The organism is Bradyrhizobium diazoefficiens (genome assembly GCF_016616885.1).
GTDB classification, from domain to species: Bacteria; Pseudomonadota; Alphaproteobacteria; order Rhizobiales; family Xanthobacteraceae; genus Bradyrhizobium; species Bradyrhizobium diazoefficiens_F.
Genome location: NZ_CP067102.1, coordinates 1323270 through 1336820, shown reverse-complemented (window position 1 = coordinate 1336820; position 13551 = coordinate 1323270). Strand labels below are relative to the sequence as shown.

14 protein-coding genes are annotated in these 13551 nt (G+C 63.7%); 2 read left to right on the top strand and 12 right to left on the bottom strand.

The features are described 5' to 3' along the window. The first annotated feature begins 196 nt into the window (after nt 1-196). Entirely contained in the window at nt 197-1021 is an 825-nt protein-coding gene (locus tag JJC00_RS06230) for a sulfite exporter TauE/SafE family protein (RefSeq protein WP_200471839.1), read from the top strand. Nucleotides 1022-1154: 133 nt separating this feature from the next. Here JJC00_RS06230 and JJC00_RS06225 read toward each other — a convergent pair whose 3' ends face one another. The 12 genes from JJC00_RS06225 to cysG all read right to left on the bottom strand — a co-directional run bounded on the left by JJC00_RS06225 (nt 1155) and on the right by cysG (nt 12507). Further along, a complete protein-coding gene (locus JJC00_RS06225) occupies nt 1155-1943 on the bottom strand; it encodes a 3-hydroxybutyrate dehydrogenase (protein WP_200471838.1) in 789 nt (262 codons plus the stop codon). Between the two features lies 1 nt (nt 1944). Beyond that, entirely contained in the window at nt 1945-3120 is a 1176-nt protein-coding gene (locus JJC00_RS06220; protein ID WP_200471837.1) for a DUF3734 domain-containing protein, read from the bottom strand. A 78-nt stretch (nt 3121-3198) separates the two neighbouring features. Further along, nucleotides 3199-3702: a CAP domain-containing protein gene (locus JJC00_RS06215; protein WP_200471836.1), complete on the bottom strand. Its 504-nt coding sequence runs from the start codon at nt 3700-3702 to the stop codon at nt 3199-3201. Nucleotides 3703-3904: 202 nt separating this feature from the next. Next, on the bottom strand, nt 3905-4939 hold the full coding sequence (locus JJC00_RS06210; RefSeq protein WP_200471835.1) for a sulfate/molybdate ABC transporter ATP-binding protein: 1035 nt from the start codon (nt 4937-4939) through the stop codon (nt 3905-3907). Beyond that, complete coding sequence (gene cysW, locus JJC00_RS06205; protein ID WP_200471834.1) at nt 4929-5840, bottom strand: sulfate ABC transporter permease subunit CysW; 912 nt, start codon at nt 5838-5840, stop codon at nt 4929-4931. Before cysW ends, JJC00_RS06210 begins: the two co-directional genes overlap by 11 nt. 11 nt (nt 5841-5851) lie before the next feature. Further along, on the bottom strand, nt 5852-6637 hold the full coding sequence (gene cysT, locus JJC00_RS06200; protein WP_246774253.1) for a sulfate ABC transporter permease subunit CysT: 786 nt from the start codon (nt 6635-6637) through the stop codon (nt 5852-5854). A gap of 87 nt (nt 6638-6724) precedes the next feature. Then, entirely contained in the window at nt 6725-7753 is a 1029-nt protein-coding gene (locus tag JJC00_RS06195) for a sulfate ABC transporter substrate-binding protein (protein WP_200471832.1), read from the bottom strand. Nucleotides 7754-7865: 112 nt separating this feature from the next. Further along, on the bottom strand, nt 7866-8591 hold the full coding sequence (locus tag JJC00_RS06190; RefSeq protein WP_200471831.1) for a phosphoadenylyl-sulfate reductase: 726 nt from the start codon (nt 8589-8591) through the stop codon (nt 7866-7868). Further along, nucleotides 8588-9103 carry a DUF934 domain-containing protein gene (locus tag JJC00_RS06185; RefSeq protein ID WP_200471830.1) on the bottom strand — a complete coding sequence of 172 codons (516 nt, stop codon included), beginning with the start codon at nt 9101-9103 and terminating at the stop codon, nt 8588-8590. The genes JJC00_RS06190 and JJC00_RS06185 overlap by 4 nt, the downstream gene beginning before the upstream one ends. After that, nucleotides 9090-10745 (bottom strand): nitrite/sulfite reductase, encoded by a 1656-nt coding sequence (locus JJC00_RS06180; protein WP_200471829.1) that lies wholly within the window; start codon nt 10743-10745, stop codon nt 9090-9092. The genes JJC00_RS06185 and JJC00_RS06180 overlap by 14 nt, the downstream gene beginning before the upstream one ends. 11 nt (nt 10746-10756) lie before the next feature. After that, a complete protein-coding gene (locus JJC00_RS06175) occupies nt 10757-11074 on the bottom strand; it encodes a DUF2849 domain-containing protein (protein WP_200471828.1) in 318 nt (105 codons plus the stop codon). Further along, complete coding sequence (cysG, locus tag JJC00_RS06170; RefSeq protein WP_200471827.1) at nt 11071-12507, bottom strand: siroheme synthase CysG; 1437 nt, start codon at nt 12505-12507, stop codon at nt 11071-11073. Before cysG ends, JJC00_RS06175 begins: the two co-directional genes overlap by 4 nt. Nucleotides 12508-12743: 236 nt before the next feature. On the opposite strand from cysG, the gene cysD reads away from it, so the two are divergent. Beyond that, nucleotides 12744-13538 carry a sulfate adenylyltransferase subunit CysD gene (gene cysD / locus JJC00_RS06165; protein ID WP_200473992.1) on the top strand — a complete coding sequence of 265 codons (795 nt, stop codon included), beginning with the start codon at nt 12744-12746 and terminating at the stop codon, nt 13536-13538. Nucleotides 13539-13551: the final 13 nt, after the last annotated feature.

Sequence of the window (13551 nt, the reverse complement as noted above, 5' to 3'; positions counted from 1 at the left end):
GTCCGGACCCGCCCGTCCCTGCCAGCCGCTCGGGGAACGGCTGTTTCGCAACGGGCCCAAGGACAACGCGAAACACCTGCCCATTCCCGGCTCGGAGTACAATTTTTCTTATTGTACCCAAGCGATTGCGCTCTAGAGGAAATTTATTCTACGTCATATTGCCCAAATGACGAGATAAACCTAGATTTTCCCAACCATGATTGATCCGCTCTACGTCGCCTCGGGATTCGGCGTCGGCCTGCTTGTCGGGCTGACCGGCGTGGGAGGCGGCTCGTTAATGACGCCGCTGCTGATCCTGCTGTTCGGCATCCACCCGACCACCGCCGTCGGTACCGACCTGCTCTATGCCGCCGCCACCAAGACCGGCGGCAGTGTCGTGCATGGATGGTCGCGCAGCGTGCACTGGCCTGCGGTGCTGCGACTGGCTTGTGGCAGCATCCCGGCGAGCGCGCTGACACTGCTGGTGCTGTGGAAGCTCGATCTCAGGGGCGATGCCGAGCGTAACCTGGTCAATCTGGTGCTGTGCTTCGCGCTGATCCTGACCGCGACATCGCTGATCTTCCGCAAGTCGATCATGGAGCGCTATCGCCGGCGCATGGAGCGGGTCAGTGAGCGCACCACGGTGATTGCGACCGTCGTCACCGGCATCGTGCTCGGCGTGCTGGTCTCGATTTCATCCGTCGGTGCCGGTGCGGTCGGCGTGACCGTGCTGTTGCTGCTCTACCCGCGCCTGCCGATGGCGACCATCGTCGGTTCTGATATCGCGCATGCCGTGCCGCTGACGCTGGTGGCCGGCATCGGACACTGGATGCTCGGTTCGGTCGACTGGGCGCTGATGGGCGTGCTGCTGCTGGGCTCACTACCCGGCATCATCCTCGGCAGCTTCAGCGCAACGCGCGTGCCGGAGACGGTGCTGCGCGTGGCGCTCGCCAGCGTCCTCGTCGTGGTCGCCGGCAAGATCATGTTCGCGGAGCTGAATTTGCAATCCGCGATCGTGACGGCATTGGCCTGGAGCCATTGAGCGGGAAGAGGCCGCCGCGGCCTCGGTGTCGTAGGGTGGGCAAAGCGGAGCGTGCCCACCACTTTTTTCGATCAGCGGAAAGATGGTGGGCACGACGCTGACGCGCCTTTGCCCACCCTACAGCATCGAGCCCTTACTCCGCAGTCCAGCCGCCGTCGATCGACAGGTTCGTGCCCGTGATCTGCGCGGCGTCATCGCTGCACAGGAACAGCGCAAGAGCAGCAACCTGCTCGGACGTCACGAACTCCTTGGTCGGCTGCGCGTCGAGCAGCACGTCGTTGATGACCTGCTCGCGGGTGAGGTTGCGGGCCTTCATCGTATCGGGGATCTGCTTCTCGACCAGCGGCGTCCAGACATAGCCGGGGCTGATGCAGTTGCAGGTGATCTTGTTGGTCGCGACTTCCAGCGCCACGGTCTTGGTCAGGCCGGCGATGCCGTGCTTGGCAGAGACATAAGCCGATTTGAAGGGCGAGGCGACCAGCGAGTGCGCCGACGCGGTGTTGATGATGCGGCCCCAGCCTTTCTTCTTCATGCCGGGGACGGCGGCGCGGATGGCGTGGAAAGCCGAGGACAGGTTGATCGCGATGATCTGGTCCCACTTCTCCGGCGGGAATTCCTCGATCGGCGAGACAAACTGGATGCCGGCATTGTTGACGAGGATGTCGACCGAGCCGAACGACTTCTCGCCGAGCGCGATCATCCCGGCGATCTCGGCCGGCTTGGTCATGTCGGCGGGCGAATACACCGCCTTCACGCCGAAATCGGACTCGATCTTGGCGCGCTCCTTCTCGATATCCTCCGGCGAGCCGAACCCGTTGATCACGACATTGGCGCCGGCAGCCGCAAAGGCGCGCGCATAGGCGAGCCCGATCCCGCTGGTCGAACCGGTCACGACGGCGTTCTTGCCTGACAGAGTACCCATATCATTCGCTCCTTTTTGGCGGGGGCGCGGTGATGTCCCCCGTGAGATCGTAGGTCACCATGGTCTCGCCGGACTGCGGCTTCTCCAGCCAGTCCTTGTGGCGCATCGACAGATGCACGTCGCGCACGCCGCTTTCCCAATGCTCGACCATCGCGACATGCGAGAAGTCGTAGTCCTTGGACGAGGATTCGTAATTCTTGCTGCGATAGATCAGGTGCACCACGGTAACAGTGCTTTCGCGCGAGACCTTGGCGAGGAATTCGACGGACGGGTCGTTCTTCAGATAGTCCGGCAATTTGCCGATCAGGTCGCGCACGGCCCTCCGCGCGTTGTGGATCTGCTTGTTCTTGTCGGTGTTCATCCGCGTGCGGCTGGAGAAGCGGATGTCCTTCTCGCGCTCGGTGGCCTCGAGCAGCGAATTCGGCAGGTCACCGCGGGCGCTGAACAGGTCGACCTGGAAGATCAGCATGTCGCGGTTGACCTCGGCATCGAGCACGAAGTCGAGTGGCGTGTTGGAGGCGATGCCGCCGTCCCAGTAATGCTCGCCGTCGATCACGACCGACGGAAAGCCCGGCGGCAGCGCGCCGGAAGCCATGATGTGCTCGGGGCCGATTTTCTTGCCGAGCTTCTTGAACTCGTAATTGTCGAAATATTTGAAGTTGCCGGAGGTGACGCCGACCGCGCCGACCGACAGGCGCGTCTTCAAATCGTTGATGCGGTCGAAATCGACCAGACGCTCGAGTGTCTTCTTCAGCGGCGCGGTGTCGTAATAGCTTTCGGCCTGCGGGCTGCCCGGCGGCCAGAGCGGCGCGGGCGGCAGGCGCGGGACGAAGAAGCCGGGCACCCCGAAGGTCGCGATCAGCGCAGCGCTGGTCGAATTGAACAGTTCGCGGCTGTGGTCGCTCTTGCCAATCGGCTTCCACGGCACCGGCGCGGAGACCATCTCCCAGAATTCCTTGAGCCGCGCGACGCGGGTGTGCCCCTCGTTGCCGGCGATGATGGCGGCATTCACCGCACCGATCGAGATGCCGGCGACCCATTCCGGCTCGAAGTCGAAATGGCACAGCGACTGATAGGCACCTGCCTGATAGGAGCCGAGCGCACCGCCGCCCTGGAGAACCAGGACGCGTTGCGCCTTCGCGGGGACTGTTGCGACTTCCGGGCTATGATCTGTCATTCAGGAACAATAGCAAAAGGCGAGCCACCGTGACGACAGTCTGCCGCGGCGTCAATGCATCCCGGGATCAAGTCTGGCTTATCGGGGGTCGGTCGAAGCCAGGATCATGGTCCAGAACACCTTGTATTTGGTGCCTGGAGCATAGCCCGCCGCTATGCCCAATTTTGTGACACCGCTCTTGAGCATGTTGGCGCGGTGCGGAGGCGAGTCGCGCCAACCGGAAAACGCTTCCGCCAGCGTATGATAGCCGGCCGAGACGTTCTCGACCGCCACCGTCGCAGGGTAGCCGCCGGAAGCAAGGCGCTTGGCGAGCGGCGCGCGGACGTCGTGGTCCATCTTGTTGGCCGCCGCCATGGCTTGGGACTGAGATTCGGCAAGCCGCATCAGATCGGGATCGACGATGACGGTGCCGAGACCGTTGTTCTGGCGGTATTGCGAGATCATGATCGCGGCCGCCGGCGCATCAAGCTTGGCGCCCGGGACCGACATGTCGGCATACATCGACGGCTGCTGGACCGGCGCTTCATTGCCGGCGCAGCCGGCGAGAAGCAAAGTGATGAGAATTGCGGCCGCAGCGCGCATGAATCGAAGCCCCCAGAGGAAGGGCCGTTGTTGCATACCAACCGTGGCTGAAAGGTGAATTTTGAGGAAAATCGACGCAAGTCGTTCCGGGGCAGCGCACAGCGCTGAACCCGGAATCTCGCGCCACAACCTCGAGATTCTCAGGTGCGCGATTGCGCACCATAGTTCGATGCTCCGCATCGCCCCGGAATGACGGGGATTTCTAGCCCGCAAATATGCGGTAGCGACGGGGCTCGAGGCCGATGGTGTCGCCGGCGCGCAGTTCCCGGTCGCGGGGGGCGTCGATCTCAATGGTCTCGCCACCCGATAGCGCGACCTCTGCCCGTTGCACGGGACCGAAATTGCGGACGTGCTGCACGGCGCCCTCGAAGGCTCCACTGCCGGGTGGACCGACCAGCATGTCGTGTCGCCGTACGAACAGTTTTGACGCGCCAGGCGCAAGCCCGTCTGCCGCAAGCCGCAGCGGCCGGTCGCCGAGCCTGATCACGCCGCCCTCGACCTGGACCGGCAGCTCGATGGATTCGCCGATGAAGCCGTGGACGAAGGCAGTCGCTGGCGTCTCGTAGACGTCGTCGGGCGAGCCGATCTGCTCGATCTTGCCCTTGTCCATGACGACGACGCGGTTGGCGACTTCGAGCGCCTCCTCCTGGTCGTGGGTGACGAAGATCGAGGTGACGTGGATCTCATGGTGCAGCGAGCGCAGCCATTTGCGCAGCTCTTTGCGCACCTTGGCATCGAGCGCACCGAACGGCTCGTCGAGCAGCAGGATCCGCGGCTCGATCGCAAGCGCACGGGCCAGCGCGATGCGCTGGCGCTGGCCGCCGGAGAGCTGGCTCGGATAGCGGTCGGCGAGCCAGTCGAGTTGCACGAGATCGAGCAGCTCTTTGACGCGGGCGCGGATCGTCGCCTCGTCCTTGCGGACCGCACGCGGCTGCACGCGCAGGCCGAAGGCGACGTTCTCGAACACGCTCATGTGGCGGAACAGCGCGTAGTGCTGGAACACGAAGCCGACATGGCGCTCGCGCGCGCCCTGCGCCAGCGCGTCCTCGCCGTTGAAGGCGACCTCGCCCGAGTCAGGCCAGTCGAGGCCGGCGATGATCCGCAACAACGTTGTCTTGCCGGAGCCGGAGGGACCGAGCAGCGCCAGCAGCTCGCCGTCATTGACCCTGAGGTCGACGCCGTCGAGCGCAGCAAAACTGCCGAACTTCTTGACGAGATTTCTGACTTCAATCGTCATTGATGTCGCGTCCTTCGCCGAGGTGACGTTCGAGAACGGTCTTGGCGATCAGCGTGATCAGCGCCAGCATCGCGAGCAGCGAAGCGATCGCGAACGCGGCGACGAACTGGTACTCGTTGTAGAGAATCTCGACCAGCAGCGGCATGGTGTTGGTCTCGCCGCGGATATGGCCGGAGACGACGGAGACCGCACCGAACTCGCCCATCGCGCGCGCGTTGCAGAGCAGGACGCCATAGAGCACGCCCCATTTGATGTTGGGCAGCGTGACGCGGAAGAAGGTTTGCAGGCCCGAGGCGCCGAGCGAGATCGCGGCCTCCTCCTCCTGCGTGCCTTGCTCCTGCATCAAGGGGATCAGGGCGCGCGCCACGAAGGGGAAGGTCACGAAGGTGGTAGCGAGCGCGATGCCGGGCACCGCGAACAGGATCTGGATGTCGTGATCCCTCAACCAGCCCCCGAAATAGCCCTGCGCGCCAAACAACAGCACGAACACGAGACCCGAGATCACCGGGCTCACCGAGAATGGCAGGTCGATCAGCGTGATCAGGAAGGTTTTTCCGCGAAACTCAAACTTGGCGATCGCCCAGGCGGCGACGAGACCAAACACAAGGTTGAGGCCGACCGAGATCGCCGCGACCAGCAGCGTCAGCTTGATCGCCGCCAGCGCCTCCGGCTCGGCGAGCGCGTCGAAATAGGCCAGAATGCCTTTCGAGAAGGCCTGCGCGAACACCAGCACCAGCGGCAGCACGACAAAGGCGGAGAGGAACAATATCGCCAGCGCGATGATGGCGATGCGCACGGCCTTCGGCTCGGTACGGAGATTGTTGCGCGCGGCTGCCGCATGCGCGCGCGCCTTCGCCTCGGGCGAGGACAGCGAAACGGCGTCGGCGATCTGCATCGTCATCGCATTCCGCCCTAGTGCACCGGGATCCGGTTCTGCGCCCAGCGCTGCAACCGGTTGACTGCGAAGATGATGACGAAGGAGACGACGAGCATGACGACGGCGATCGCGGTCGCGTCGGCATAGCGGAATTCGGAGAGCCGGATCACGATCAAGAGCGGCGCGATCTCGGAGACGTTGGGCAGATTGCCGGCGATGAAGATCACCGAGCCGTATTCGCCGACCGCGCGCGCAAAGGCGAGCGCGAGCCCCGTGAGCAATGCCGGACCGAGCGACGGCAGGATCACGCGAATGATCGTTTGCCAGCGGCTGGCGCCGAGGCTGCCCGCGGCCTCCTCGATCTCGGGGTCGAGATCCTGCAGCACCGGCTGCACGGTGCGCACCACGAAGGGAATGCCGATGAAGATCATGGCGACGAAGATGCCGAGCGGCGTGAACGCCACCTTGATGCCGAGCGCGGCGAGCGGCGCACCCAGCCAGCCTTTTTCGGCAAATAGCGAGGTCAGCGCGACGCCGGCAACAGCCGTCGGCAATGCAAAAGGCACATCGACGATGGCATCGAACAGCCGGCGGCCGGGAAAGCGATAGCGCACGAGCGCCCAGACGATGATGCTGCCCATCACGAGATTGACGCATGCCGCTGCAAAAGCGAGGCCGAAGGAGACGCGAAGCGCATTCAGGGTACGGCGGCTCGAGAGGATGTTCCAGAACTGCTCGGGGCTGAGCTCAAGCGACTTCAGGAACAGGCCGGCGAGCGGAATCAGGATGATGACGGACAGCCAGGTCAGCGTCAGTCCCATCGTGAGACCGAAGCCCGGCAACGTCCGGCGTCGTGCTGCGATTACGCTCACCAGACCCCCTGTTAAAACCCCTCCGACAGCGCCCGATCAGTTCTTGTAGATCTGATCGAAGACGCCACCGTCAGCAAAATGTTCCTTCTGCGCCTTGGTCCAGCCGCCGAACACATCGTCGATCGTGAACAGCTCGACCTTTGCGAACGAGTTTTCGTGCCTTTTAGCAATCTCGGGATCGCGCGGACGGTAGAAGTTGCGCGCGGCGATCTCCTGCCCTTCCTTGGTGTACCAGTACTGGAGGTAGGCATCGGCGACGTTGCGGGTGCCCTTTTTATCGGCAACCTTGTCGACGATGGCGACCGGCGGCTCGGCGAGGATCGACAGCGGCGGCGCCACGATCTCGAATTTCTCCGGACCAAACTCCTTCAGCGCGAGATAGGCCTCGTTCTCCCAGGCGAGCAGCACGTCGCCGACGCCGCGCTCGACGAAGGTCACGGTGGCGCCGCGCGCGCCGGTATCGAGCACCGGAACCTGCTGATAGAGCTTGCCGATGAAGTCCTTGGCCTTGTCCGCCGAACCATATTTCTTCTGCGCAAAGCCCCAGGCCGCCAGATAATTCCAGCGCGCACCGCCCGAGGTCTTCGGGTTCGGCGTGATCACGGCGACGCCCGGCTTGAGCAGGTCATCCCAGTCCTTGATGCCCTTGGGATTGCCCTTGCGCATCAGGAACACGATAGTCGACGTGTAGGGTGATGAATTCTGCGGCAGCCGCTTCTGCCAATCTGCCGCGATGAGGCCCTTGCCGGCGATGGCGTCGATGTCATAGGCGAGCGCTAGCGTCACCACGTCGGCCTGCAATCCGTCGATCACGGCGCGCGCCTGCGAGCCGCTGCCGCCATGCGACTGCTTGATCTCGACGCTCTTGCCGGTTTCCTTCTGATAGGCGTTCGCGAACGCCTTGTTGAACTCGACATAAAGCTCACGCGTCGGATCGTACGACACGTTCAAGAGGTTGATATCAGCAGCGAGAGCCGCGCTTGCCAAGAATCCCGTTACGAGCAGTCCTGTTGCGAGAAGTCCTGCAGCGAGCGGAACGATACGACGCATCATGTCCATCTCCATTCACTTCGACGACGTCACTGTCATCGAAGGCATGCAGGCGAAACTCGTGGCGAAACGCTCTCAAGTCAACGGAACCTGATTTTCTTGTTCGTAGCCTTGCAGCTCGACTGTGCTACGAAGTCTTCATCGTGTGGATGCCGCATTCTGTCTTCGGTCGGCCGCGCCAGCGACCCGCGCGCTCATCCTCGCCCTCGGTCGTTCTGCTCGTGCAAGGCATACACCCGACCGAGCGAAAACCCGACGCCGCGAGTGGGTGACGCGGCAATTTGGCGCGGAGGAAAATCGCTTCGAGTTCCTCGCGCGAGACGTTGGCGAACGGATTGAACTTCAACCGTGCGCCGTCGTCTTCGACCACCGGGATGTCGGCGCGGGCATTGCCCTGGAAGCGCTTGCGACCGTTGAGCCAGGCCGAAAACGGCTTCAGCGCACGCGCCAGTGGCTCCACCTTACGGATGCGGCAGCAGGCGTCGGGATCGGAGAACCAGAGGTCGCGGTCGGGATCCTCCCGCGACAGCGTCTCTTCGGCCGGCTTGATCGAGCGGACGTCCTTGAGGCCCAGCGTCGCGATCAGCGTATCGCGATAGGCGAGCGTCTCCTCGAACAGCCAGCCGGTGTCGAGGAAGATCACGGGGATGGCCGGGTCGACGTCCGCCATGACCTTGAGCAGCGTTGCCGATTCCGTGCCGAAGGACGACACCAGCGCGAGTTTTTCACGCCCGACCGTCTTCAACGCCGCGGCGATGACTTCCACCGGCGACGCATCGCGCAGCGCATGGTCGAGCTCTTCCGCCGAAGGCAGCGCAGAGGCGGATGAAACCTGGGGCGCGATCGCGTTCACGTGCCGACACCTTCCGAATGACGCAGCTGCATGCGCCGGTGCAATGCCGTGATCCGGCCGTCGCCGGTCGGCTGGTAGAACACCGAATAGCGCTTCGCGGTCTGCATGAAGGCTTCCGCATCCGCCTGCTTCTTGACCTCGAAGGAATCGAAGCCGGCGCGCAGCATGAACACGAACTGGTCACGCAGGATCTGGCCGGTCGCGCGCAATTCGCCGCGATAATTGTAACGCTCGCGCAGCAGCCGTGCCTGGCTGTAGGCGCGTCCGTCGCGGAAGGTCGGGAACACCAGCGCGACGGCGGCGACCTTGCCGAGATACGGCACCAGCTCGTCGATGTCGCGGCTGTTCGGCCAGATCACGCCGACCCTGCCGGCGCGCTTGAGCAGTACCTCCGCCTCGCCGACGAAACGCTCGGCCGGCACCAGAATGTCGCCGCTCTCGGGCAGCGGCGTGTCGACGGCCAGCTTGACGAAACTGTCGTCGGCGATTTTTCCGCCGTTAACGAGTGGCATAGACGCGCTCCTTGAAGGGTTCGACGCCGAGGCGCTTCACCGTGTCGATGAACAGCTCTTCGGGCCGCTCGCGCAGCGCCAGATAGGCTTCCACGACGTCCTCGATGACGTCGGCGACCTCGTCGAACTTGACGCCTGGGCCGATCAGATTGCCGAGCGCAGCAGCTTCGTCGGCACGGCCGCCGATGGTGATCTGGTAGATCTCCTCGCCGTTCTTCTCGACGCCGAGAATGCCGATATGGCCGACATGGTGGTGACCGCAGGCATTGATGCAGCCGGAGATGTTGATGTGGAGCCGGCCGATCAGATTGGCGAGCTCGTGGTTGGCGAAGCGCCGCGTCAGCTCCTGCGCGATCGGGATCGAGCGCGCATTCGCCAGCGAGCAGTAATCGAGACCCGGGCAGGCGATGATGTCGGTGATCAGATTGACGTTCGGCGTCGCGAGACCGAGCTTGTCGAGCGCCTTCCACAACGCCGGCAGGTCACGCTTGGCGACATGCGGCAGCGCCAGATTCTGCTCGTGGCCGACGCGGATCTCACCGAACGAATATTTATCGGCGAGATCCGCCAGCGCATCCATCTGCTCGGCCGTGGCATCGCCCGGAGGCGCGCCGATCGGCTTCAACGAGATCGTGACGATGGAATAGCCCTGCACCTTGTGCGGCGACACCGAATTCTTGCGCCACGCCTCGAAGTCCGCGTCCGCCGTGGCCTGACGCAGCTCGTCCGGCATATGCGGCAGCTTCTCGTAGTTCGGATAGGTGAAACGCGAGCGGATATCCTCGATCACCTCGTCGTCGATCTGCAGCGAGGAGTTGCGGATGTGCTGCCACTCCTCCTCGACCTCGCGCGAGAATTTTTCGATGCCGAGCTCGTGCACCAGGATCTTGATGCGCGCCTTGTAGATGTTGTCACGGCGACCGTACTGATTGTAGACGCGCAGGATCGCCTCGATATAGCTGAGGATATCGCGGCCATGCACGAAGTGCTTGATGGTCTTGCCGATGAACGGCGTGCGGCCGAGACCGCCGCCGACGAGCACCTCGAAACCGGTCTCACCCTCCTCGTTCTTGATCAGCTTCAGCCCGATGTCGTGGATCTTGATCGCGGCGCGGTCATGGTCCGACGCGGTGATCGCGATCTTGAACTTGCGCGGCAGGAACGAGAACTCCGGATGCAGCGTGGTGTGCTGGCGGATCAGCTCCGACCAGATGCGCGGGTCCTCGATCTCACCGGGCGCGACGCCGGCCCACTGGTCCGAAGTGACGTTGCGCATGTTGTTGCCGGAGGTCTGCATCGCATGGATGCCGACCTTGGCGAGGTCAGCGAGTGCGTCCGGCAGCTCGGCGAGCTTGATCCAATTGAACTGGATGTTCTGCCGCGTGGTGAAGTGGCCGTAGCCGCGGTCATATTTGCGCGCAACATGGGCGAGCGCCCGCAACTGGTTCGTCGCCAGTGTCCCGTAGGGAATCGCGACGCGGAACATGTAGGCGTGCAGTTGCAGATAGACGCCGTTCTGCAGGCGCAGGATCTTGAACTCGTCCTCGGTAAGCTCGCCCGAGAGGCGGCGCTTCACCTGGTCGCGGAACTCCGAGACGCGCTCGTTAACGAGCGTGCGGTCGATTTCGTCGTAAGCGTACATGAGAGAATGCCTTAAACCTGGGCCGGCTGTCCGATGGTCACACCGGTGCGACGGATCTGTTCGCGCAGATTGCCGGGTTCGATCTTGCCGTCCGCGCCGACCTGCACCGGGGCGATATAGGGACCGATCGCGCCGACGTCATCGGCGACGGACTCCGCAAGCAACGCTTTCGCTTCATCCGAGGTGCGCACGATCGCGGCTTCCGCCAGGTCCGCGGACCAGCTCTTGGCGGCCGTGCGGTATACCACGATGCCGTCCCAGGTGCGGTTGGCGGTCACCACCGAGGGGCCGGCGATCTTGATCTTCTTCTGTTCAAGCGGGGAGGTCATTCGGCTGCATCCAATAGGTCAGAGATGATTTGAGCTGAGTTTGTCTTGGGTGTTTGACGGAGAAGCGAACCGGCATGCCGGACCACGTCGCCGATGATGAGAATGGCGGGACCGCCATTGGTCTGCCGCACCAGCTCGGGCAGGTCGCGCAGCGTGCCGATCGCGCCTTGCGCATCCGGCCGCGTGACGCGGGCGAACACGCCGACCGGCGTCTCCGGCGAACGACCGGCGGCGAACAGGCCCGCGCGAACGGCGGGCGCAGCGGTCATGCCCATGTAGACCACGACAGTCATTTTGGTGTCGGTCAGCGTCGACCAATCCACCGTCTCCGCGTCGCGCGCCTTGTGCGCGGTGAGGAAGGTGATGCGGGTTGCTTCGTGACGGTAGGTGAGCGGCACTTCGAAATCGGCAGCGCCCCCGAGACCGGCGGTGATGCCGGGAATGATTGAATAGGCGACACCGGCCACGCGCAGTGCCTCCACCTCTTCGCCGCCGCGGCCGAACACGAAGGGATCGCCGCCCTTGAGCCGCACCACGCGCTGACCAGCTTGCGCGGCCTCGATCATGCGCTTGTTGATGGCGTCCTGGCCGATGCCGGGCTTGCCGACACGGCGGCCAACGGCGACGCGCGTGGTGTCACGACGGATGCGGTCGAGAATGTCGGGCGAGACCAGCTCGTCGTGAAAGACGATGTCGGCATCCTGCAACGCGCGGAGCGCCTTGATGGTGAGAAGATCGGGATCGCCGGGGCCGGCACCGACCAGTACGACCGAGCCTTCCGGCTTGTTGGCGCGCGCGAACGCGGACGGATCTGAAATCTGCTTGAGCGCCGCGTCCGCCTCGTCCTTGCGGCCGGCCAACACGGAAGCGCCGATCGGACCGTCGATGACGCGCTCCCAGAAGCGGCGGCGCAGCGGAAACTCGGCAATTCGCTCGTTGATGGACTTGCGGAAGCCGCCGATGAACTCGGCGAGCTCGCCGATGCGCGCGGGCAGCAGCGCCTCGATCTTCTCGCGCACGCGCCGCGCGACCACCGGAGAGGTGCCGCCGGTGCCGACCGCGACCACGACATCACCGCGATCGACGATTGCCGGAAAGATGAAGCTGGAATGTTCGAGATCGTCCATGACGTTGACCGGCAGGCCAAGCGACTTCGCCCGCGCCGACATCGCCACGCCAATATCGCCCGCGCCCGCGCAAACGATGGCGATGACGCCGGCAAGATCAGCCGTCAGCGGATCGCCGGTCGCGGTCTCGATACGCGCCGCGTCATCGGCGCTCAGGCCAAGCTCGTGATTGCCGTCGATCGCATGCACGCGGATGCGCGCACCAGCAGCGGCGAGCACGCGCAGTTTTGCGCGCAAAAGCTCACCCGCGCCGACGAGAACAACCGGACCGGCCTTGAGATCGAGGAACACCGGCAAGAACCGCATACGATACTCGCTTGCCCCACATTCGGGGTTGACTGGAATTATTTTCTATATATGTGTCGTTTCGAGCGCGCAAAGAGAAAATTTTTTCTTCTCTTCTGCGTCGCAACTATAGAAAATTCGCCTCCAAACGCAAAGTGGCAAAGATGCATCTTCTCAGGACCGATTCCGGTGCAGATGGACGGGACTCCCAGACGCTCGTTTCCGAGCAAATTCCCGTCGCGCTGACCGCTCCCAGCATGGACCATCTCGACCAGCTGGAAGCGCAAAGCATCTACATCTTCCGCGAGGCCTTCGCCCGTCTGAAGAAGATCGCTCTGCTGTGGTCGCTCGGCAAGGACTCCAACGTCATGATCTGGCTGGCGCGCAAGGCATTCTTCGGCCGCCTGCCGTTCCCGGCCCTCCATGTCGACACCGGCAAGAAGTTTCCGGAGATGTATCGGTTCCGCGATCACTACGGGAAAGAGTGGGAGCTCGATCTTCGTGTCGAGCCTTGCCCGCCCATCGATGCCGTCGACCCAACGCTGCCGCCGGCGGCTCGTTCCGCCGCGCGCAAGACCGAGGGCCTCAAGATGGCGCTGGCGAAATACGGATTTGACGGCCTGATCGCCGGCATTCGCCGCGACGAGGAAGCCACCCGCGCCAAGGAGCGCGTGTTCTCGCCGCGCGGTCTCGAAGGCAATTGGGACGTACGCGACCAGCCGCCGGAGTTCTGGGACCATTTCAACGCATCGCCGCCGCAAGGCGCTCACTTGCGCATCCACCCGATCCTGCATTGGACCGAGGCCGACATCTGGGCCTACACCAAGCGCGAGAACATCCCGATCATCCCGCTCTATCTGTCGCAGAACGGCAAGCGCTATCGCTCGCTGGGCGATCAGGACATCACCAATCCAGTCGCCTCGACCGCATCGAACATCGACGAGATCCTGATCGAGCTCGAGCAGACCAAGGTGCCGGAGCGCGCCGGCCGTGCGCTCGACCACGAGACCGAGGACGCTTTCGAGCGCCTGCGCGTCGCCGGTTATCTCTGATCTCAAGGATGCA